Annotated in this window: 11 protein-coding genes and 1 pseudogene; 3 read left to right on the top strand and 9 right to left on the bottom strand. The window is 73.4% G+C overall.

Annotation, left to right across the window (positions count from 1 at the left end):
- Positions 1-31 precede the first annotated feature (31 nt).
- Positions 32-2,494, bottom strand: a complete 2,463-nt coding sequence (locus ACIBBD_RS03505; RefSeq protein ID WP_399417610.1) for a SpoIIE family protein phosphatase — start codon at positions 2,492-2,494, stop codon at positions 32-34.
- 211 nt (positions 2,495-2,705) lie between these two features.
- On the opposite strand from ACIBBD_RS03505, the gene ACIBBD_RS03510 reads away from it, so the two are divergent.
- The 3 genes from ACIBBD_RS03510 to ACIBBD_RS03520 all read left to right on the top strand — a co-directional run bounded on the left by ACIBBD_RS03510 (position 2,706) and on the right by ACIBBD_RS03520 (position 6,998).
- Complete coding sequence (locus tag ACIBBD_RS03510; RefSeq protein ID WP_399417612.1) at positions 2,706-4,772, top strand: SpoIIE family protein phosphatase; 2,067 nt, start codon at positions 2,706-2,708, stop codon at positions 4,770-4,772.
- Between the two features lie 50 nt (positions 4,773-4,822).
- Positions 4,823-5,581, top strand: coding sequence for an IclR family transcriptional regulator (locus ACIBBD_RS03515; protein ID WP_399417613.1), 759 nt, complete (start codon positions 4,823-4,825; stop codon positions 5,579-5,581).
- A 127-nt stretch (positions 5,582-5,708) separates the two neighbouring features.
- Entirely contained in the window at positions 5,709-6,998 is a 1,290-nt protein-coding gene (locus tag ACIBBD_RS03520) for a PP2C family protein-serine/threonine phosphatase (protein ID WP_399417614.1), read from the top strand.
- Positions 6,999-7,072: 74 nt separating this feature from the next.
- Here the strand turns inward: ACIBBD_RS03520 and ACIBBD_RS03525 are convergent, their stop codons facing one another.
- The 8 genes and pseudogenes from ACIBBD_RS03525 to ACIBBD_RS03560 form a co-directional block, all read right to left on the bottom strand.
- Positions 7,073-9,910, bottom strand: a complete 2,838-nt coding sequence (locus tag ACIBBD_RS03525) for an AfsR/SARP family transcriptional regulator (RefSeq protein WP_399417615.1) — start codon at positions 9,908-9,910, stop codon at positions 7,073-7,075.
- Between the two features lie 347 nt (positions 9,911-10,257).
- Positions 10,258-10,827 (bottom strand): annotated as a pseudogene (locus ACIBBD_RS03530) (MFS transporter); the annotation flags it as partial.
- Positions 10,828-11,016: 189 nt separating this feature from the next.
- Entirely contained in the window at positions 11,017-11,268 is a 252-nt protein-coding gene (locus ACIBBD_RS03535; RefSeq protein WP_399417616.1) for a hypothetical protein, read from the bottom strand.
- Between the two features lie 466 nt (positions 11,269-11,734).
- Positions 11,735-12,562 (bottom strand): cytochrome c oxidase assembly protein, encoded by an 828-nt coding sequence (locus ACIBBD_RS03540; RefSeq protein WP_399417617.1) that lies wholly within the window; start codon positions 12,560-12,562, stop codon positions 11,735-11,737.
- On the bottom strand, positions 12,559-13,050 hold the full coding sequence (locus ACIBBD_RS03545) for a DUF2243 domain-containing protein (RefSeq protein WP_399417618.1): 492 nt from the start codon (positions 13,048-13,050) through the stop codon (positions 12,559-12,561). Before ACIBBD_RS03545 ends, ACIBBD_RS03540 begins: the two co-directional genes overlap by 4 nt.
- Before the next feature lie 228 nt (positions 13,051-13,278).
- The gene (locus ACIBBD_RS03550) at positions 13,279-13,956 is read right to left on the bottom strand and encodes a DUF3618 domain-containing protein (RefSeq protein WP_399417619.1); all 678 of its coding nucleotides are present in this window, start codon (positions 13,954-13,956) and stop codon (positions 13,279-13,281) included.
- Positions 13,932-14,348: a phage holin family protein gene (locus ACIBBD_RS03555; RefSeq protein ID WP_399417620.1), complete on the bottom strand. Its 417-nt coding sequence runs from the start codon at positions 14,346-14,348 to the stop codon at positions 13,932-13,934. The genes ACIBBD_RS03550 and ACIBBD_RS03555 overlap by 25 nt, the downstream gene beginning before the upstream one ends.
- 3 nt (positions 14,349-14,351) lie before the next feature.
- Positions 14,352-15,059, bottom strand: coding sequence for a hypothetical protein (locus ACIBBD_RS03560; RefSeq protein WP_399417621.1), 708 nt, complete (start codon positions 15,057-15,059; stop codon positions 14,352-14,354).
- Positions 15,060-15,802 lie beyond the last annotated feature (743 nt).

Below are 15,802 nucleotides of genomic sequence, written 5' to 3' on the forward strand. Positions count from 1 at the left end.
CGACGCCTCCCGCGAGTTGCCGTCCGTGCCGTCACGAGATCTCCTGCTCGGCCCAGATGATCTTCCCGCCGGACGTGTAGCGGGCCCCCCACCGGTGGGCCAGCTGGGCCACCAGGAAGAGGCCACGGCCCCCTTCGTCCGTGCTCCGGGCATGTCTCAGCCGGGGGGCCGTGCTGCTGGCGTCGGCGACCTCGCAGGTCAGGCGGGAGTCGCGGAGCAGCCTTAGGCGGATGGGCGGTTCGGCGTGGCGAATCGCGTTGGTGACCAGCTCGCTCACGATGAGCTCCGTGGTCATGGCCAGCTCCCCGAAGCCCCACGCCTCCACCTGCTGCGTCGCCCGGGACCGGATGTCGGCGACGGCGGACGGGTCCACGGGCACGTCCCACGAGACGACGTGGTCGGCGCCCAGCGCGTGGGTGCGCGTCAGCAGCAGGGCGATGTCGTCGGGCTGAGGGACGGGCACGAGCTGCCGCACCGCGGAGGTGCACAGGGCCGCGAGGTCGGAGCCCGGCCGGGCCAGCACCTCGCCGAGCCGGGCCATGCCCGACTCCATGTCGCGGTCGGCTCCTTCGATGAGGCCGTCGGTGTAGAGACCGAGCAGGCTGTTCTCGGCGAGTTCGATCTCGGTGGCCTCGAACGCCATGCCGCCCAGTCCCAGGGGCGGTCCGGCGGGCGGTTCGGGGAAGGAGACGCGCCCGTCGGGTGCGACGACGACGGGAGGAGGATGCCCGGCCCTCGCCATGGCGCAGCGCCTGGTGACCGGGTCGTAGACGGCGTACAGGCAGGTCGCCCCGAGGAAGCCGGCCGCGCCCCGGGCGGTCTCCTCGTCGTCGTTCCTCTCCTCGCTCAGCCGGAGCACGAGGTCGTCGAGGTGGGCCAGCAGTTCGTCGGGGGGCATCTCCATGTCGGCGAGGGTCTGCACGGCGGTGCGCAGCCGGCCCATGGCCGCCGCCGCGGCGATGCCGTGACCGACCACGTCGCCCACCACGAGGCCGACGCGGGCGCCCGAGAGGGGGATCACGTCGAACCAGTCGCCGCCGACCCCGCCGGACGGATCCGCCGGCAGGTAGGAGGAGGCCACCTCCAGGGCCGTTCCGCCCGTCAGGGCGTGCGGCAGCAGACTGCGCTGCAGGGTGACCGCGGCCGTGTGTTCCCGGGTGTACCGGCGCGCGTTGTCCACGCACAGCGCCGCCCGGGCCACCAGCTCACGGGCCAGCAGGACGTCGTCCGGCTGGAAGGGGACGGGATTGAGCGACCGTACGAACGTGGCGAGCCCGAGGGCGGTGTTGCGTGCCCGCATGGGCACGGAGATGAGGGAGTGCAGCCCGAACTCCCGCATGCTCGCCGCTCGCGCGGGCTGTTCGGCGACCCACAGGGCGTCGGACGGGTCGAGGACCGGGATGAGGATCGCGTCGCCGTCGATGAGCAGGTTCATGTCGTGCGGCGGGGGGAGGAAGTCCACCCTGTCCCCGACCCGCGCCACGGCCTCCGGGCACCCCTCGCGCACCGAGCTCATCCCGGCGCGGCGCATCACCGGCTTGGCGGGGGCCGGTCCCGCGTCCGTCAGCCACGCTCCGTGCCCCTCGGTGCTGAGCACGGGCTCCAGGAGGTCCACGATGACGAAGTCCGCGAAGCGGGGAACGGCGAAGTCGGCGAGTTCCTGCGCCGTCCGCATCACGTCGAGGGTCCTGCCGATGCTGGTCCCGGCCTCGTTGACCATGGACAGCAGCCGGCGGGCGTTCCACCGTTCGGTGACGTCCGAGACCATGTAGCAGACCCCGGTGACGGAGCCGTCGGCGTCCACCAGCGGGAAGAAGGAGGTGGAGTAGGCGTGCTGGCGGTGCGGATCGGCCCAGCTCCATCCGACGTACTCGTAGTCGGTGACCGGGACCCCGGTCTCCATGACCTTGCGCATCAGCCCTTCGAGGGTGTCCGCCTGCAGACCGGGCAGCAAGTCGCTCAGCCGACGTCCCAGCCGCTGTTCACGGGGCACACCGCCGAACCGTTCCAGCGTGTCGTTCAGCCACACGTAGCGCAGCTGGAGATCCATCACCGCCATGCCGATCGGCGAGCGGGTCAGGAACCCGTCGAGAACGGACTGGCCCACCGCCCACTGCGGCCTGCGCTCCCGCCCCGAGATCAGGAAACACTCGTCCGCACCGATCCGGAAGGCAGCGGACACCCGCAGGTCGACGTCGATACGGCGGCCGTCACGGTGCCGTACGGAGATCAGACCGCTCCACCCCATCCCGGCCCGGCACCGCTGCGCCACCCCGGCGACACGGGCAGGGTCCCCGGGCATCGCGAGCAGACGGGCGGCGGAGCCGCCGACGACCTCCGACGCCGGGCGGCCGAGGAGTTCCTCGGCGCCGCGGGTCCAGCCGAGCACGACGCCGTCCGCGTCCACCACCGCGGCGGCGTCGGTGGACGCGTCGAGAAGATCCCGCGGTCCTGCCGACGTCGGCGCATCGGAACCTTTTCGCGCAGCATCCATGGGGTCCCATCCTCCACACGACCATGTTCCTGCTAGTTCGCCCGATGTGCACGGTCCCGGGCGGACGGCGGCCCGTGCCGGTGCGGCGCACCGGCACGGGCCGGGCGCGGGGGCGGGGCAAGCACGGAAGTGCGGGTACTCGGAAAGCTCGGCGTGCGGCCGCGCCCCCGCACGCCGGCGCGTCCCGGCGGCCGGTGGAGGAGGCTCTGCGATGACGGGGAAATCCTTCCAGTCCGATGTCCACCACGGTGACTCCGAGCCGCCCCGGCCGACCGGCCTGCTGGACGTGCTGAGCGTGGCCGCCGTGGTCCTGGACGCCAACGGGCGCATCGTGTTCTGGACCCCGCAGGCCGAGGAGTTGTTCGGCTACACCGCGGAGGAGGCCCTCGGCAAGTACGCGGCGCGGGTGCTCATCCACCCCGAGCACCTGCAGGCCGTGGTGAGCCTGTTCGCGGAGGTGCTGCAGACCGGCCGCAGCTGGGCCGGTGCCTTCCCCATCCGGCACAAGGACGGCAGCAGCCGCCTGATGGAGTTCCGCACCATGCGGTTGCTGGACGATCTCGGGGACGTCTACGCCCTGGGCATCGCGGCCGACCACACGTTGCTCCAGCGGGTCGAGACCGACCTGTCCCTGTGCGAGCGGCTGATCAGCCAGTCGCCGATCGGCCTCGCCCTCCTCGACCACGACCTGCGGTACCTCCTCGTCAACCCGGCGCTGGAACGCATCGACGGCATCCCCGCCGAGGACCACGTCGGCCGTCATCTGCGGGAGACGCTGCCGTTCCCCGACGTCGACACCGTGGAGTCCGCGCTGCGCCAGGTCCTCACCACCGGCACTCCGCTGCTCGACCAGTACCACGTGGGCCGCCCGCCGGCCGACCCGGACCACGAGCACGCCTGGTCGCTCTCCTTCTACCGGCTGGAGGACCCCGGCGGGCGCGTCCTGGGCGCGGCGACGTCCGTCGTCGACGTCACCGAGCGGCACCGCGCAGCGGCCGAGGCGGACCGGGCGCGGCGGCGCCTGGCCCTGGTCGCCGAAGCCTCCACCCGGGTCGGGACGACCCTCGAGGTGGAGCAGACCGCCCGCGAACTGGCCGAGATCGCGGCCCCGGAACTCGCCGACGTGGTGGCCGTGGACCTCCTCGACTCCGCCCTGGCCTGCCGCCGCACGCGCAGAGCGGACAGCGGCCCGGAGCTGTTCCGCTCCCTCGCCCTCAAGGCGGCGCACCCCACCGTGGCCCTGAATGCCGCCGACCCTCCCGGTGACCTCTTCGCCTACGAGGGCGACCGCCTGGTCACCCTGTGCGTCCACACCGGCCGGCCGGTCCTGGTGCGCCATGTCGGCGACCGCGATCTGCCCCGCATCGCCCGTGACGCCGAGGCCACCACGTTGCTGGCCCGGGCGGGTGTCCACTCGTACCTCGCGGTGCCGCTGATCGCCCACGGCGAGGTGCTCGGCGCCCTCGATCTGAAGCGCACCCGCAACCCGCTCCCGTTCGACGAGGACGACGTCGTCCTGGCGGGCGAGCTGGCCAGCCGTGCCGCCGTGGCGATCGACAACGCCCGCTGGTTCCAGAGCGTGCGCAACACCGCCCTCACCCTCCAGCGCAGCCTGCTGCCCGACCACCCGCCCCACCACACCGGTCTGGAGGTCGCCTCCCGCTACCAGCCCGCGCAGGCCACCAGCGAGGTCGGCGGCGACTGGTACGACGTCATACCCCTGGAAGACGACAAGACCGCCCTGGTCGTCGGCGACGTCATGGGCAACGGCATCGACGCCGCCGCCACCATGGGCCGGCTGCGCACGGCCACCTGTGCCTACGCGGACCTCGACCTCGCCCCCGGCAGCGTGCTCCAGCACCTGGACAAGATCACCTGCGATCTGGAGCACTACATCGTCACCTGCCTCTACGCCGTGTACGACCCCCACACGAGGCAGTGCCGGATCGCCAACGCGGGACACATGCCGCCCGCCCTGGCCGGCTCCGGCCGGGCACCGACGCTGCTGGACCTGCCCCCCGGGGCCCCGCTCGGCGTCGGCGGTGTCCCCTTCCGGACCACCACGGTCGACCTCGGCCCCGGCGACCTGCTGGTTCTCTACACCGACGGCCTGGTCGAGACCCGGCTCCACTCCATCGACGACCGTCTGAACGTGCTTCTCGGCTTCCTCGACGAACCCCACCGGCCCCTCGAGGAGACCTGCGACCTCCTGCTGTACGGCCTGCGCCATCCCGACGACCACGACGACGTCGCCCTCCTCGTCGCCCGGGCCCAGTAGGGCCGCGGTTCCCTGTTGCCTGCGCGGTGCTCCCGGCGCACGCTGGTCCTATGGGTGCTGGTGACGGCCCCACCCTGATCGGCTCGGTGCAGCGGGCCTTCCGCCTGCTGGAAGCGATGGGTGCGCACGAGAACGGCGCGCCGGCGAAACAACTGGCGCGTGAGACGGGGCTGCCCCTGGCCACGGCCTATCACCTGCTGCGGACGCTGGTCCACGACGGATACGCCCGCAAGCTGGACGACGGGGGCTTCGTCCTGGGCGACAAACTCACCACGCTGCACACGGCCGGCCGCGGGCAGGCGCTGCTCAGCCGGGTCCGTCCGACGCTCGCCGCGCTGCGGGACGAGTTCTCGACCGCCGCCTACCTCACCTTCTACGAGGAGGGCGAGATCCGGGTCGCGGAGATCGTCGACGGTCCCCGCGCTCCCCGGGTCGACCTGTGGGTGGGTTTCGAGGACGCCGGGCACGCCACCGCGCTGGGCAAGTCCGTCCTGCGGGAACTGGACGACGACGCCCGCAAGGACTACCTGTCCCGGCATCGGCTGGCCGACCTGACCCCGCGGACGATCACCGATCCTCCGGAGCTGCTGCGGCGGCTCGACTCCTCGCCCTTGGCCCCGGCCGTCACGGACATGGAGGAGTACGCCCTCGGTACGGTCTGCGTCGCGGTGCCCGTCTACAGCGGGAACACGCTCGGCTCGCTCGGTGTGTCGCTGCCGGCCGACCGGCTCTCCCGCCTGGAGGAGATCAGAAGGCGCCTGCTCCCGACCGCCGGCCGTGTGACCAGGGGCTTGTCGCTCACCACCTGACCGGGGGCCGTCCGCTCACTATCTGAAAATCCTCTCCTTGAACTGTCCGGGCCGAGCCTATTTCCTGGATGAAACCGGACATATCCGCATCGCACGCGTGCACACAGGTGAGGACAGCAGACCAGACATGAGCCAGGCGCGAGACCACCGTGGCGACCACTGGCCCAGGGGGCCGTTCGGGCGACGAGCAGACGGGCCGGCGGCGCCGGCCCGGCCGAAGCGCACCGTCCCCCAGCTGGCCGCCGGTCCGCCCGTACTGCCCGCGCTGATCGTGGCCGCCATCGTCCTCGTCGACCTCCTCGGCGGAGCGGGGATGACCTGGGTGCCCCTGCTCGCCGTGGGCCCCGCGCTCGCCGCCACCACCAACGGGCCGCGCGGAGTCCTCTGCGTGGGCCTGCTCGCCGCCGCGCTGGGCGCGACGGTCGACGTCCGCGGCGGCGCTCCGGTCCGCGAAGTCATGGTCGTCGTGGCGGCCCTGATGGCCGTCACCCTGGCGAGCGTCCTGGCCAGCGCGTCGCGCGGACGACGCGAGCGGGTCCTCGCGGCCGTCCGCTCCGTCGCCGAGACCGCCCAGCACGCGCTGCTCCAGCCCCCACCGGCGACGGTCGGCCCGTTCCAGGTGGCCGTCCGCTACAGCGCCGCCGCGGCGGAGGCCCGGATCGGCGGTGATCTCTACGCGCTCGTTCCCACGCCGCACGGCGTCCGGATGATCGTCGGCGACGTGCGCGGCAAGGGCCTGCCGGCCGTGGGCACCGCCGCTCTGGTGCTCGGTGTCTTCCGCGAGGCCGCCTACGACGAGCCCGACCTCCTCGCCGTCGTCAGCCGGATCGAGCGGAGCCTGGCGCGCAACCTGCGCAGCGACGACTTCGTCACCGCCGTGGTCGCCGGATACCCCCGGACCGGGCAGCTGGAGGTGGTCAACTGCGGCCACGCGCCTCCGCTGCTGGTCCGCGACTCCGTCGTCACGGCGGTCGAGCCCACCCGGCCGGCCCCGCCCCTCGGACTGCGCGCCCTCACCGGTGAGACCCCCAGCCTCCAGGTGCTGCCCTTCGGGGACGGGGACCAGCTGCTGCTCTACACCGACGGGGTCACCGAGGCGCGCAACGGCGAGCGTGAGTTCTACCCGCTCGCCGAGGGGCTGACGCGGCACACCTGCGACGAGCCGGGGAGCACCGTGACCGCGCTCCACGACGAACTGCTGGCGCACGTCGGCGGCCGGCTGCACGACGACGCGGCGCTCCTCCTGCTCCGTATACCGGGCGCCCCCGCCGGCATGAACGGCTCCGGCCGGCCGCGGACCATGGCGTCCGGCTCGTCGCTCCCCCATCCGGCGGACCCGGCCCTCGCGGTGGAGCCGGCCCGACGCGGGACGGCGGGCGGGACCGGGACCGGGACCGGGACCGACCAGCGGGACTGAGCGGACCGACGCGCGACGGCCCGTTCAAGCCGACGAACAGAGAGACGGAGCGCGTGTCGACGCGGCGCCGCGTGTCACGACGCGGCGCCGCCGCCTTGCGTGCCGAGGGCGTCGAGCAGCGCGCGGGTCTGCTCCACCCGCGACGGGTGGACCTCGATGTCCCGGTAGACCTCCAGGGCCTGTTCCAGGGCCCGTCTCGCGGCGTCGTGGTCGCCCATGGCCCGATGAACCTCGCCCAGGTGCACCAGGGCCTCCGCCTCGTTGAAGCGGTGGCCCAGGGCACGGTGGAGTTCCAGGCCCCGCCGGTGGCACGCGAGGGCCTGGGAGTGCTCCCCGAGCTGCTGGTAGGCGTAACCCAGGGTGTCGAGGGTGTCGGACTGCCCGCGCAGGTCGCCGAGTTCGCTCTGGACGGCCATGGCCTGTTCGCAGTGGGCCACGGCCTCCCGGTGTTCGCCCTGCTGCACGTGGTCCCACGCCACGGCGTTGAGGGCGCGTGCCATTCCCGCCCGGTGACCCAGCCGGGTGAACAGGCGGACCGCCTGCTGGTCATGGTGCAGGGCCGCCGGCCGGTCGCCGGTGTGTTCGTGCAGCCAACCGAGGGCCAGGTGGGTGTGGGCCTCGGACAGGGCCTGATCGCTGTCCTGGGCCAGGGCAAGGGCCTGGGTCAGCCGACGGCGCGCCGTGTCGTGGTCGCCCGCCTCGGTTCGCTCCCAGGCCAGCGCGCGGAGGGACTCGGCCTGGGCGGCCGCGTCACCGAGCCGGGCCGCCGCCGCCAGCGCCGTGGCGTGGACGGCCGCGACGTCGCTCCACATCCCGCGCCGGGTCAGGAAGGTCGTGAGGGCCCAGGCCAGTTGCCAGGCGTGGGTGTCGTGGCCGTGACGCGCGGCCTGGTGCACGGCGGCGACGAGTGCCGGGTGCTCGCGGGTGAACCACTCCATCGCCTGCTCGTGGGTGGTGAGCTCCTCCGGGCGCACGCCGTCGACGGCCGGTGACAGGCGGACGGGATCGCGGTGCGGGTGCAGCAGCCGGTCGGCCGACCAGGCGGTGTGCAGATAGTGGTCGAGGATCCGGACGCGGGCCGCCCGCCCCTCCGCGCGGTCCACGGAGTCGGCGACTTCGAGGGCGTACGTGCGCAGCAGGTCGTGGCATCCGAACCTGCCGTGCACGTGCTCCTGGAGGAGGTGGGCGGTCCGGAGCAGGTGCAGCGCCGTGCGTGTCCGCGCCGGTGTGAGGCCCGTGAGGCTGGCGGCGGCGGGACGGGTGATGTCGGGGCCGGGGGCCTGCACGAGCTGGCGGAACACCCGGGCGGTGTCCGGATCGAGGGCGCGGTACGAGGAGGCCAGGACGGTGCGTACGTCGGTGGCGCTCTCCCCGGTGCCCAGGGCGTCGAGCCGGGTGCTGGTCTCGCGCAGTTCCTCGGTCAGGGCGGTCAGGGTGCACACCGGGTTGGTGGTGATGCGCGCGGCCAGCACGCTCAGGGCGAGGGGCAGCCCGGCGCACCGGTCCACCAGAGCGGTCGCGGCGTCGGGTTCCGCGGCGACTCGTTCGGCGCCCAGCCGGCCGGCCAGCAGTTCGCGTGCCGTGGTGGGGTCGAATCCGTCGACCGTCAGGTGGGTGACCTGGTGCGAGGCGGTCAGACCGGTGAGCTGGTCGCGGCTGGTGATCACGACGGTGCAGGTGGGCGATCCCGGCAGCAGGGGCAGGATCTGCTCGGTGTCACGGGTGTTGTCCAGGACGACGAGCATGTGCCGGTCCGCCAGGAGACTGCGGTACAGGGCTGCCTGGGCGTCGGGGGCGGCCGGTATCCGTCCGGGGTCCACGCCGAGGGTGTCGAGAAATCCGCGGATCACCATGAAGGGGTCCGCCGGTTCTCCCGAGGGCGTGAACCCACGGAGGTCCGCGAAGAGCTGCCCGTCGGGGAAGTGCTGCTGCCGGCCGTGGGCCCAGCGCAGCGCGAGCCAGGTCTTGCCGACCCCGCCGGTACCGCAGACCACCGACAGCGGCATGGTGGTGCGGGGCTCCGCCCGGGACGCGAGCGTCTTGTCCAGGACGGCGAGTTCCGCGTCGCGTCCGACGAAGTGCGCCGGCGGAGCGGGCAGTTGGCGGGGCACCGGTGACGTCGTCGCGCCCGCCGGACGGCCCGCGGGACGGCTCTGCGCGGTCGCCTCGGGAAGGGAGAGCGCCGGGTCGTTGGACAGGATCCGCTGGTGAAGGCCGCGCAGTCGTGGTCCCGGATCGGCCCCCAGTTCCTGCGCCAGCCGCCGGCGGATGTCCTGGTAGTGGGCGAGGGCGTCGGCGGCGCGCCCGGTGCGGTACAGGGCGAGCATGAGCTGACCGGCCAGTCGTTCGTCCAGCGGGTGCTCCTGGGCGCGCACGGTGAGTTCGGGGAGCAGCTCACCGTGCCGCCCGGTGCGTAATCGGACGTCGACGTAGTCCAGTTCGGCCGAGAACCTCTCGCGCTCCAGAGCCTGGCGCAGATCGCTGAACCACGGGACGTCCACGGCGGTGAACGGTTCGCCCCGCCACAGTCCGAGAGCCTGTCGCATCAGGTGCGCCGCCTGTGTGTCGTCGGCCGTGCGGGCCCGCGCGACCAGGTCGCGGAACAGGTGGAGGTCCACGGACAGCGGCTCCGCCTCCAGCACGTACCCCCCGGGGCGCCGTGCGATGGCCACCGCCTCGGCCGCCGCCAGGGCCTGGCGCAGCCGGGACAGGTATCCGTACAGCGTTCCCCTGACCCGCTGGGGCGCCCGGTCTGACCACACCCGGTCGATGAGCGCGTCCACCGGGACCGCCCGGTTGACGTCCACGAGCAGCGCGGCCAGCACGCACCTCTGCCGCATGTGCCCCAGGTCCGCCGCGCCGCCCTCCCACCGCGCCTCGATCGTGCCGAGCAGACCGAACTCCACCGCCATTGCGTCCCCTCCTCCCCGGCCACGTTAGTCACCCGACAACCGCGACCACCAGGCGATTCAAGGTCTACCCAAGGTTCGTCCCCGGCCACCCGCGCACAGTGGAGCCGGGGAGACGTCGGCAGCGCCGGACCCAGCGCGTGCGGCCTCGCCGCGCACCCACGGCCACCCGCGGGGGCGGCCGAGCGCGGTACGACGTATCGGGCACCCGGTGCGCGTCGCCGTCCGCCCCGGGTGCCGCGCCGGGGGACGCGGCACCGCCACGGGGGACGGGGGAACGCGGAGCCGGGGCGGGAAGCACACCTGCCCCGGCTCCGCGCGGGCCGTGTCGTCGAGGAACGCCGGGGGCCGCCGCTGGTGGCGAGGCTCATGGCCGGGGCCATGACCAGGCCGAGACCGAGGCCGGTGATGAGCATGGCGGGCAGGACGTCGGCGGTGTACGTGCTGTCCGGGCCGAGGCCGGTCAGCCATGCCATGCCGACGGCTCCGAGAGCCATGCCGAGCGGGACGACGGTCTTCGGACCGACGCGCGGCAGCAGCAGGCTGGTGGACAGGGTGGCGGCCAGCATCAGGGCGCCGACCATCGGGAGGAAGGCCAGGCCGCTCTCGACGGCGGAGAAGCCGAGGATGAGCTGCAGGTAGTAGGTGAGGAACAGGAACACGCCGAACATGCCCGCGCTGGAGATCAGCACGACCGCGAAGGACGCGCCGCGGTTGCGCTCCAGCAGCACGCGCAGCGGCAGCGGCGGGTGCGCGGTCCTGGTCTGCCACCAGGTGAAGGCCGTCAGCAGTACGGCGCCGGCGGTGAGGAGGCCCCAGGACCGCGGCGAGCTCCAGTCGTGCGACTCGGCGCTGGAGAAGCCGTGGACGACGGAGAAGAGGCCGGCGGTGACGAGGACCGTGCCGGGGATGTCGAGCCGCTGACGAAACACAAAAGTTCCGCTACGGGACCCGGCCGGTCAGCCACAGGCAACGGTCCGAACCGCTGCGCCCGGCACACGGCGCCGATCACGGTGGTGGGCCGGTGGCCGTCGTCACGCATCGGGCCCACCACCGAACGCCGGACCGGCCACCGCCTGGTGGCCGGTCCGGGCAGTCACCGGCGCCGATCAGATCTCGCTGCCGCCCATGACCTCGCGGACCGCGTCACGCACGCGGTCGACCACGGCCCCCATGGGGCCGACGGCGAGGTTCTGGGCCGCGGTCGCCACACCCGGACGCGGGCGGGTCGGCGCCATGGCCTCGGCGGCCCGGACGGTCTTGGCCATCACGGCGAGCCGCTGCGCGCGGGTGTTCTCACGCAACCGGGGATGCTCGTACTGCTCCTCGGCGGCCGCGTGCCGCAGCACCTCCGCCCGCAAGTGCGGAAGGCGGGCAGGAACGCGGGGGCGCCGGGGTTCATGTCGTCGAGACGACTCAGCTTCTCCTTGGCCGCCCGTTCCTCCGCCAGCCGGTCGTCGACCACCTGCTCCCCTCCCTCGAAGGCGCGGCGGGCCGAGGGGTGGGCCACCTCCTCCTCGGCCGTCTCATGGACGGCCGAGGAGCCGGACCGGTCGGCGGAAGGCCTCCGCTCGCTCACCGGCAGAGGCGTTCTCGGCCTCGGCGAAGAGGTCACGGATGTGGCGGTGCTGCAGCATCAGCAGCGCCCATCGCGTCCTCGGTCTCACCGGCCTCGTCGGCGCGCGGCACGGCGTCGGTCATGCGGTCCTCCCAAAGGTTCCGGCGGCGACCGCGCCGGCCGGCCGCACGGTCCTCTCCATGCTGTCCCTGCTCACCGGAGACCGCCGGCGCAGGCCGTCCGGCCCGGGGCCGCCCTCCCCGCTGCGGTCACCGGGCCGTCGGCGCGGTCGACGTCGGGGCCGCGCGGCGGGCGCGGGCACGGCCGGTGGCCCTGTACCACGGGGCGGCCAGCGTGACGGCGAGGGCGATCTCGACCAGGTCGCCGCCGTAGTACATCAACTGGGCCCCGGTGTGCAGATCACCGGGGGTGAAGGCGGTACCGGGCGGCGGCGCGGCGTACAGGCTCTTGGCGAGGACCGCGTGGGCGGCGCCGACGGCCAGCACGGCGGCACCGCGCACGGCGAGACCCGGGCGACGGCGCACCGGGTCCAGTTGGCAGACCGTGAAGGTGAACAACAGGCCGGCGGCGGCCACGTGGAGGTGCGTCAGGACGTGCGCCAGGGGGTGGTGCTGTGTTGCGGCGAAGAGCCCCGTGCGGTACAGCAGCCACAGTCCGCCGACGTCGAGCATCGCCGCCAGCGGAGGGAAGAGCAGCAGGCGGACGGGGCGGGCGTGCGCGAGCGCGAGGGTGCCCCGGCGGATACGGCCGGGAGGCAGACTCCGCAGGGCCAGGGTGAGGGGGCGGGCCAGGACGAGGAGCAGCGGGGCGGCCATACCGAGGATCAGGTGCCGCGCCATGTGCGCGGTGAACGGCCCACCGGGCGCTGTGCCCAGCACCGCCCACGCCACCATGACGCCGCCGGCCGTGAACGTCACGTCCCTGGGCCACGGCCACGCGTCCCCCCGGCGGCGCAGACGGTGGGCGGCCCACAGGTACGCGGCGGCCGCCGACAGCGCGGCCGCCGCGGCGCACGCCGCGGCCGGGCCGGCCCAGTCCGGCCCGGTGGGTGCGGGATGGACGTGGACCTGCGTCACGTCGGCGGCTCGGGCCGGGAGCGGCGGGCCGCGCGGACGGCCAGAACGCAGCCGACGAGCAGCAGTGTCAGGCCGGCCAGGTTCCACGCCCAGTCGTAGGGGGTGACGTCGACGCCGTACCGGATCTGGTGCAGTCGCAGCAGCTTGTGGTCCACGATCCCGTCCAGGAGCTGGAAGAGGCCCAGGCCCAGGAAGAACCCGGCCCGGGCGTGGGCGGCGGCCAGGACGTGGCGGCGGCGCAGGTCGGCGTAGAGAAAGAATCCGGCGACCAGGGCCAGCAGCTCGGCGGTGTGCAGGAGACCGTCGGAGAACAGGCCCACGGCAGTGGTGGAACGGTCGTAGAAGTGGTGCCAGCCCAGCAGTTGGTGGAAGACGATCTCATCGATCGCTGCCATGACGGCCATGCCGATCACCGCGCAGACGACCAGGGTCCTCCTGGACTCCGGACCCGGACCGGACTCGCCGCGCGGCGTCGCCGAAGCGGTCATCCTGCTCCTCCCACTTCACCGGCCGAAACGGTCAGGCCTGCTCCTCACCCCTCACCGGCCGAAACGGTCAAGCCCGCTTCTCACTTCTCACCACGTCACAAGAAATCAACCCCAACCGCACGCGCCGGGGCGAAGACGTCGGTCCTCGCCCCGGGAACTCGTCCGGCCACGGGCTCGGACGACGGCCGGGAGGCCGGCGCGCGCCGCCCGGCCGGAATTTCGTGGAACTCAGGCGGGGCCGGGCTGCTGCCGGGTCTCGTCGGCGACCTGCCTGCCCGCATCGCGTGCCTGTTCGGTCACCCGGGTGGTCTGGTCGCGGGCCTCGTCCTGAGTGGTGCGGGCGGCTTCCCCCGCGGTGGCCTTCACCTCCTGCGCGGCGCTCTGCGTGGCCTCCTTGGCGCCTTCCTTCAGGTTCTGCGCGGAGTCGAGGGCGGCCTGCTTCACCGGCTCCAGCGCCTCGCCGCCGCGCTGCATCAGGTCGGCGGCCTTCTCCTGCTCCATCTGGGACGCGGGCAGCATCGAGGACACCAGCATGCCGAAACCGAAGGCGATCAGACCGGCGGCCAGCGGATTGCCCTCGGTGCGACGCATCGCCTGGTCGGGCGCCTGCCGCACCGCTTCCCCGGCCTGGCCGGCCGCCTCACGCGCGGTCTCGGCCGCCTGCTGGGTGCCCTCCTGCAGTGAGCCGGCCGCCGACTGGGCGCCGCTCCTGACCCCGTGGGCGGTCTGCGAGGCGGTCCCCATGACCCGCTCGCGCATGCCCGAGACGGCTCCGCGCATCTTCCGGGTGCGGCGACGGGCCACACGCTTGGGGCTGGTCCGGTCCACGAGCCGGTCCACGTCCGCGGACAGCCGGCTGCGGGTGGCGCCGATCTCCGCCCTCATCTGGTCGGGTGACGTGCCCATTGCGCATTCTCCTTCATGGTTTCGACGGTCTGCTCCGGCTTCGGTGCCACGGTGCGCATCCGCGTGCGGGCCCGCTGGTACAGCACGGCCGCGACCACGGCCCACACGGCGGTGACGATCAGGGCGGCCCAGCCCCCGTCCATGACGTTGGCCAGGCCCAGCACGGCGGCCAGTGACAGGAACAGGAGCACCATGTAGCCGGCGAACCCGGCACCGCCGTACATGCCGGCGGCCTTGCCCGCCTTGGTCGCCTCCTGCCTGACCTCTGTCTTGGCCAGTTCGACCTCCTGCCGGAACAGGGTCTGGATGTCCGAGGTCACGGCGGAGAGCAGTTCGCCCACCGACCTGTCCCCACCGCGCGAGGTCGTCGGGTGCGACGGGACGAAGGTCATCTCTCACACCTCCGGGAAGGGCCGGCCCGGCGCGCCGCCCGGGGGCGTGCCGACGGTCGGCGGGACCTGCGGCGGGGCGGGCGGCGGCATCGTCGGCGGCGGCTCCCGCATGACGTCCGGTGGAGGACCGGACGGGAGCGGCGTGGTCTCCTGCTCGTCCACCGCCGTCGGCCCGGTGGTGGCCTGCATCTGCTGCTGTCGGCCGTCGGACGATCCGTCGGCCTTGGCCGCCACCTTCGCCAGGCGCCCGACGGCCAGGCCTGCCAGCAGCGCGCCGCCCAGGAAGGCACCGGGGCGACGGCGGGCGAAGTCCTGGACGTCGGTGAGGACGCCCCCGACCCCGTGCTGCTCCAGGTAGTCGGCCGCGCGGTGTCCGCGGCTCGCCGCCTGTCCCGCGAGGCTGCGGGCAGGGGAGTCGCCCTGGGCGTTCTCCGCCAGTCCGGCCAGGTCGTCCGCCCACTGGTGCAGTGTCCCGGCCGCCCGTTTGGTCTGCTCCTCGACCTCGGTCTTCGCGCGGCCGCGCAGGTCGTGGGCGACCGCGCCGGCCTGCTGCCGTACCTCCCCCGCCACGGCCTTCGCCTGATCGGCCGCGGTACCCGCGACCTGGCCGGCGGCCTGCCTGGCCTGGTCGGCCGTGGCCGACGCCTCCGTCCTGGCCGTATCGCCGGCCTGCTGCAACCTCGTCGTGTTGCCCTGTGCTGCCTCACTCATCAGCCACTCCTCCTTGGCAGACGGCCCTGCGCTTGCTAGTCCGTCCTGTCCCGAGTGTCTGTTTTGTTGGCATTCACACACGAAGAGGGTGAAATCTTCACATGTCCGTGACGCGCGGAGGCGGGGAGCGCAGGCGAGGGGCCCTCAGCTTCACGACGGCCCGCTGCGTCCGTGGTGGCCTGCGCGGTCAGCCGTCGGCACCCCGGGTCAGCGACCGGAGCGGGTCGGGCCGGCGTCGGACCCGGTCGCGGCCCCGGCAGGGCTCGCGTCGGCTCTCGTACTCACTGGAGGGCCAGCCCAGCCCCCTACCGGCCGGCGATCGCGGTTTCCGAGCGGGCCAACGGGCTCCAGGGCAAGCTCGACGCGCTTGCCCTGGTGACCGCCTCCCTCCGGCGCGAGAACCGACTCCTGAAGCAGGAGCAGAGCCGGCACCGGCAGAGGAGGGCAGATCGACCACGAGCCCTACTTCTCCACCACTCCGGCACAGTCCGTCCACACCCCCGGACGAGCGCCCTCCACACCCCACAGCCACCGACCAGCCCCAGACCGCAAACACCCCACCAAACACTTCCCTGACCAGGCACAAGACACCTGCGCTGCGGAAACACACACCCGATCGTCAGACACAGAAGCCACACACGACGGGCCTGCCGCTCCCGACAGAACCCACACAACCCCAGCTCGAACCCACCCCACGTCACCAGGATTCCTCTCGGCCACCCAACAACCCCACAGCTCGCGCC

The sequence above is a fragment of the Streptomyces sp. NPDC051315 genome (genome assembly GCF_044455165.1).
GTDB lineage: Bacteria > Actinomycetota > Actinomycetes > Streptomycetales > Streptomycetaceae > Streptomyces.

Excerpts from the sequence above, each read along its gene's own strand:
- ACIBBD_RS03515 (WP_399417613.1), top strand. The coding sequence starts at position 4,823 with ATGGGTGCTGGTGACGGCCCCACCCTGATCGGCTCGGTGCAGCGGGCC.
- ACIBBD_RS03545 (WP_399417618.1), bottom strand. The coding sequence starts at position 13,050 with ATGACCGCTTCGGCGACGCCGCGCGGCGAGTCCGGTCCGGGTCCGGAG.
- ACIBBD_RS03505 (WP_399417610.1), bottom strand. The coding sequence starts at position 2,494 with ATGGATGCTGCGCGAAAAGGTTCCGATGCGCCGACGTCGGCAGGACCG.
- ACIBBD_RS03520 (WP_399417614.1), top strand. The coding sequence starts at position 5,709 with ATGAGCCAGGCGCGAGACCACCGTGGCGACCACTGGCCCAGGGGGCCG.
- ACIBBD_RS03510 (WP_399417612.1), top strand. The coding sequence starts at position 2,706 with ATGACGGGGAAATCCTTCCAGTCCGATGTCCACCACGGTGACTCCGAG.
- ACIBBD_RS03560 (WP_399417621.1), bottom strand. The coding sequence starts at position 15,059 with ATGAGTGAGGCAGCACAGGGCAACACGACGAGGTTGCAGCAGGCCGGC.
- ACIBBD_RS03550 (WP_399417619.1), bottom strand. The coding sequence starts at position 13,956 with ATGGGCACGTCACCCGACCAGATGAGGGCGGAGATCGGCGCCACCCGC.
- ACIBBD_RS03525 (WP_399417615.1), bottom strand. The coding sequence starts at position 9,910 with ATGGCGGTGGAGTTCGGTCTGCTCGGCACGATCGAGGCGCGGTGGGAG.
- ACIBBD_RS03555 (WP_399417620.1), bottom strand. The coding sequence starts at position 14,348 with ATGACCTTCGTCCCGTCGCACCCGACGACCTCGCGCGGTGGGGACAGG.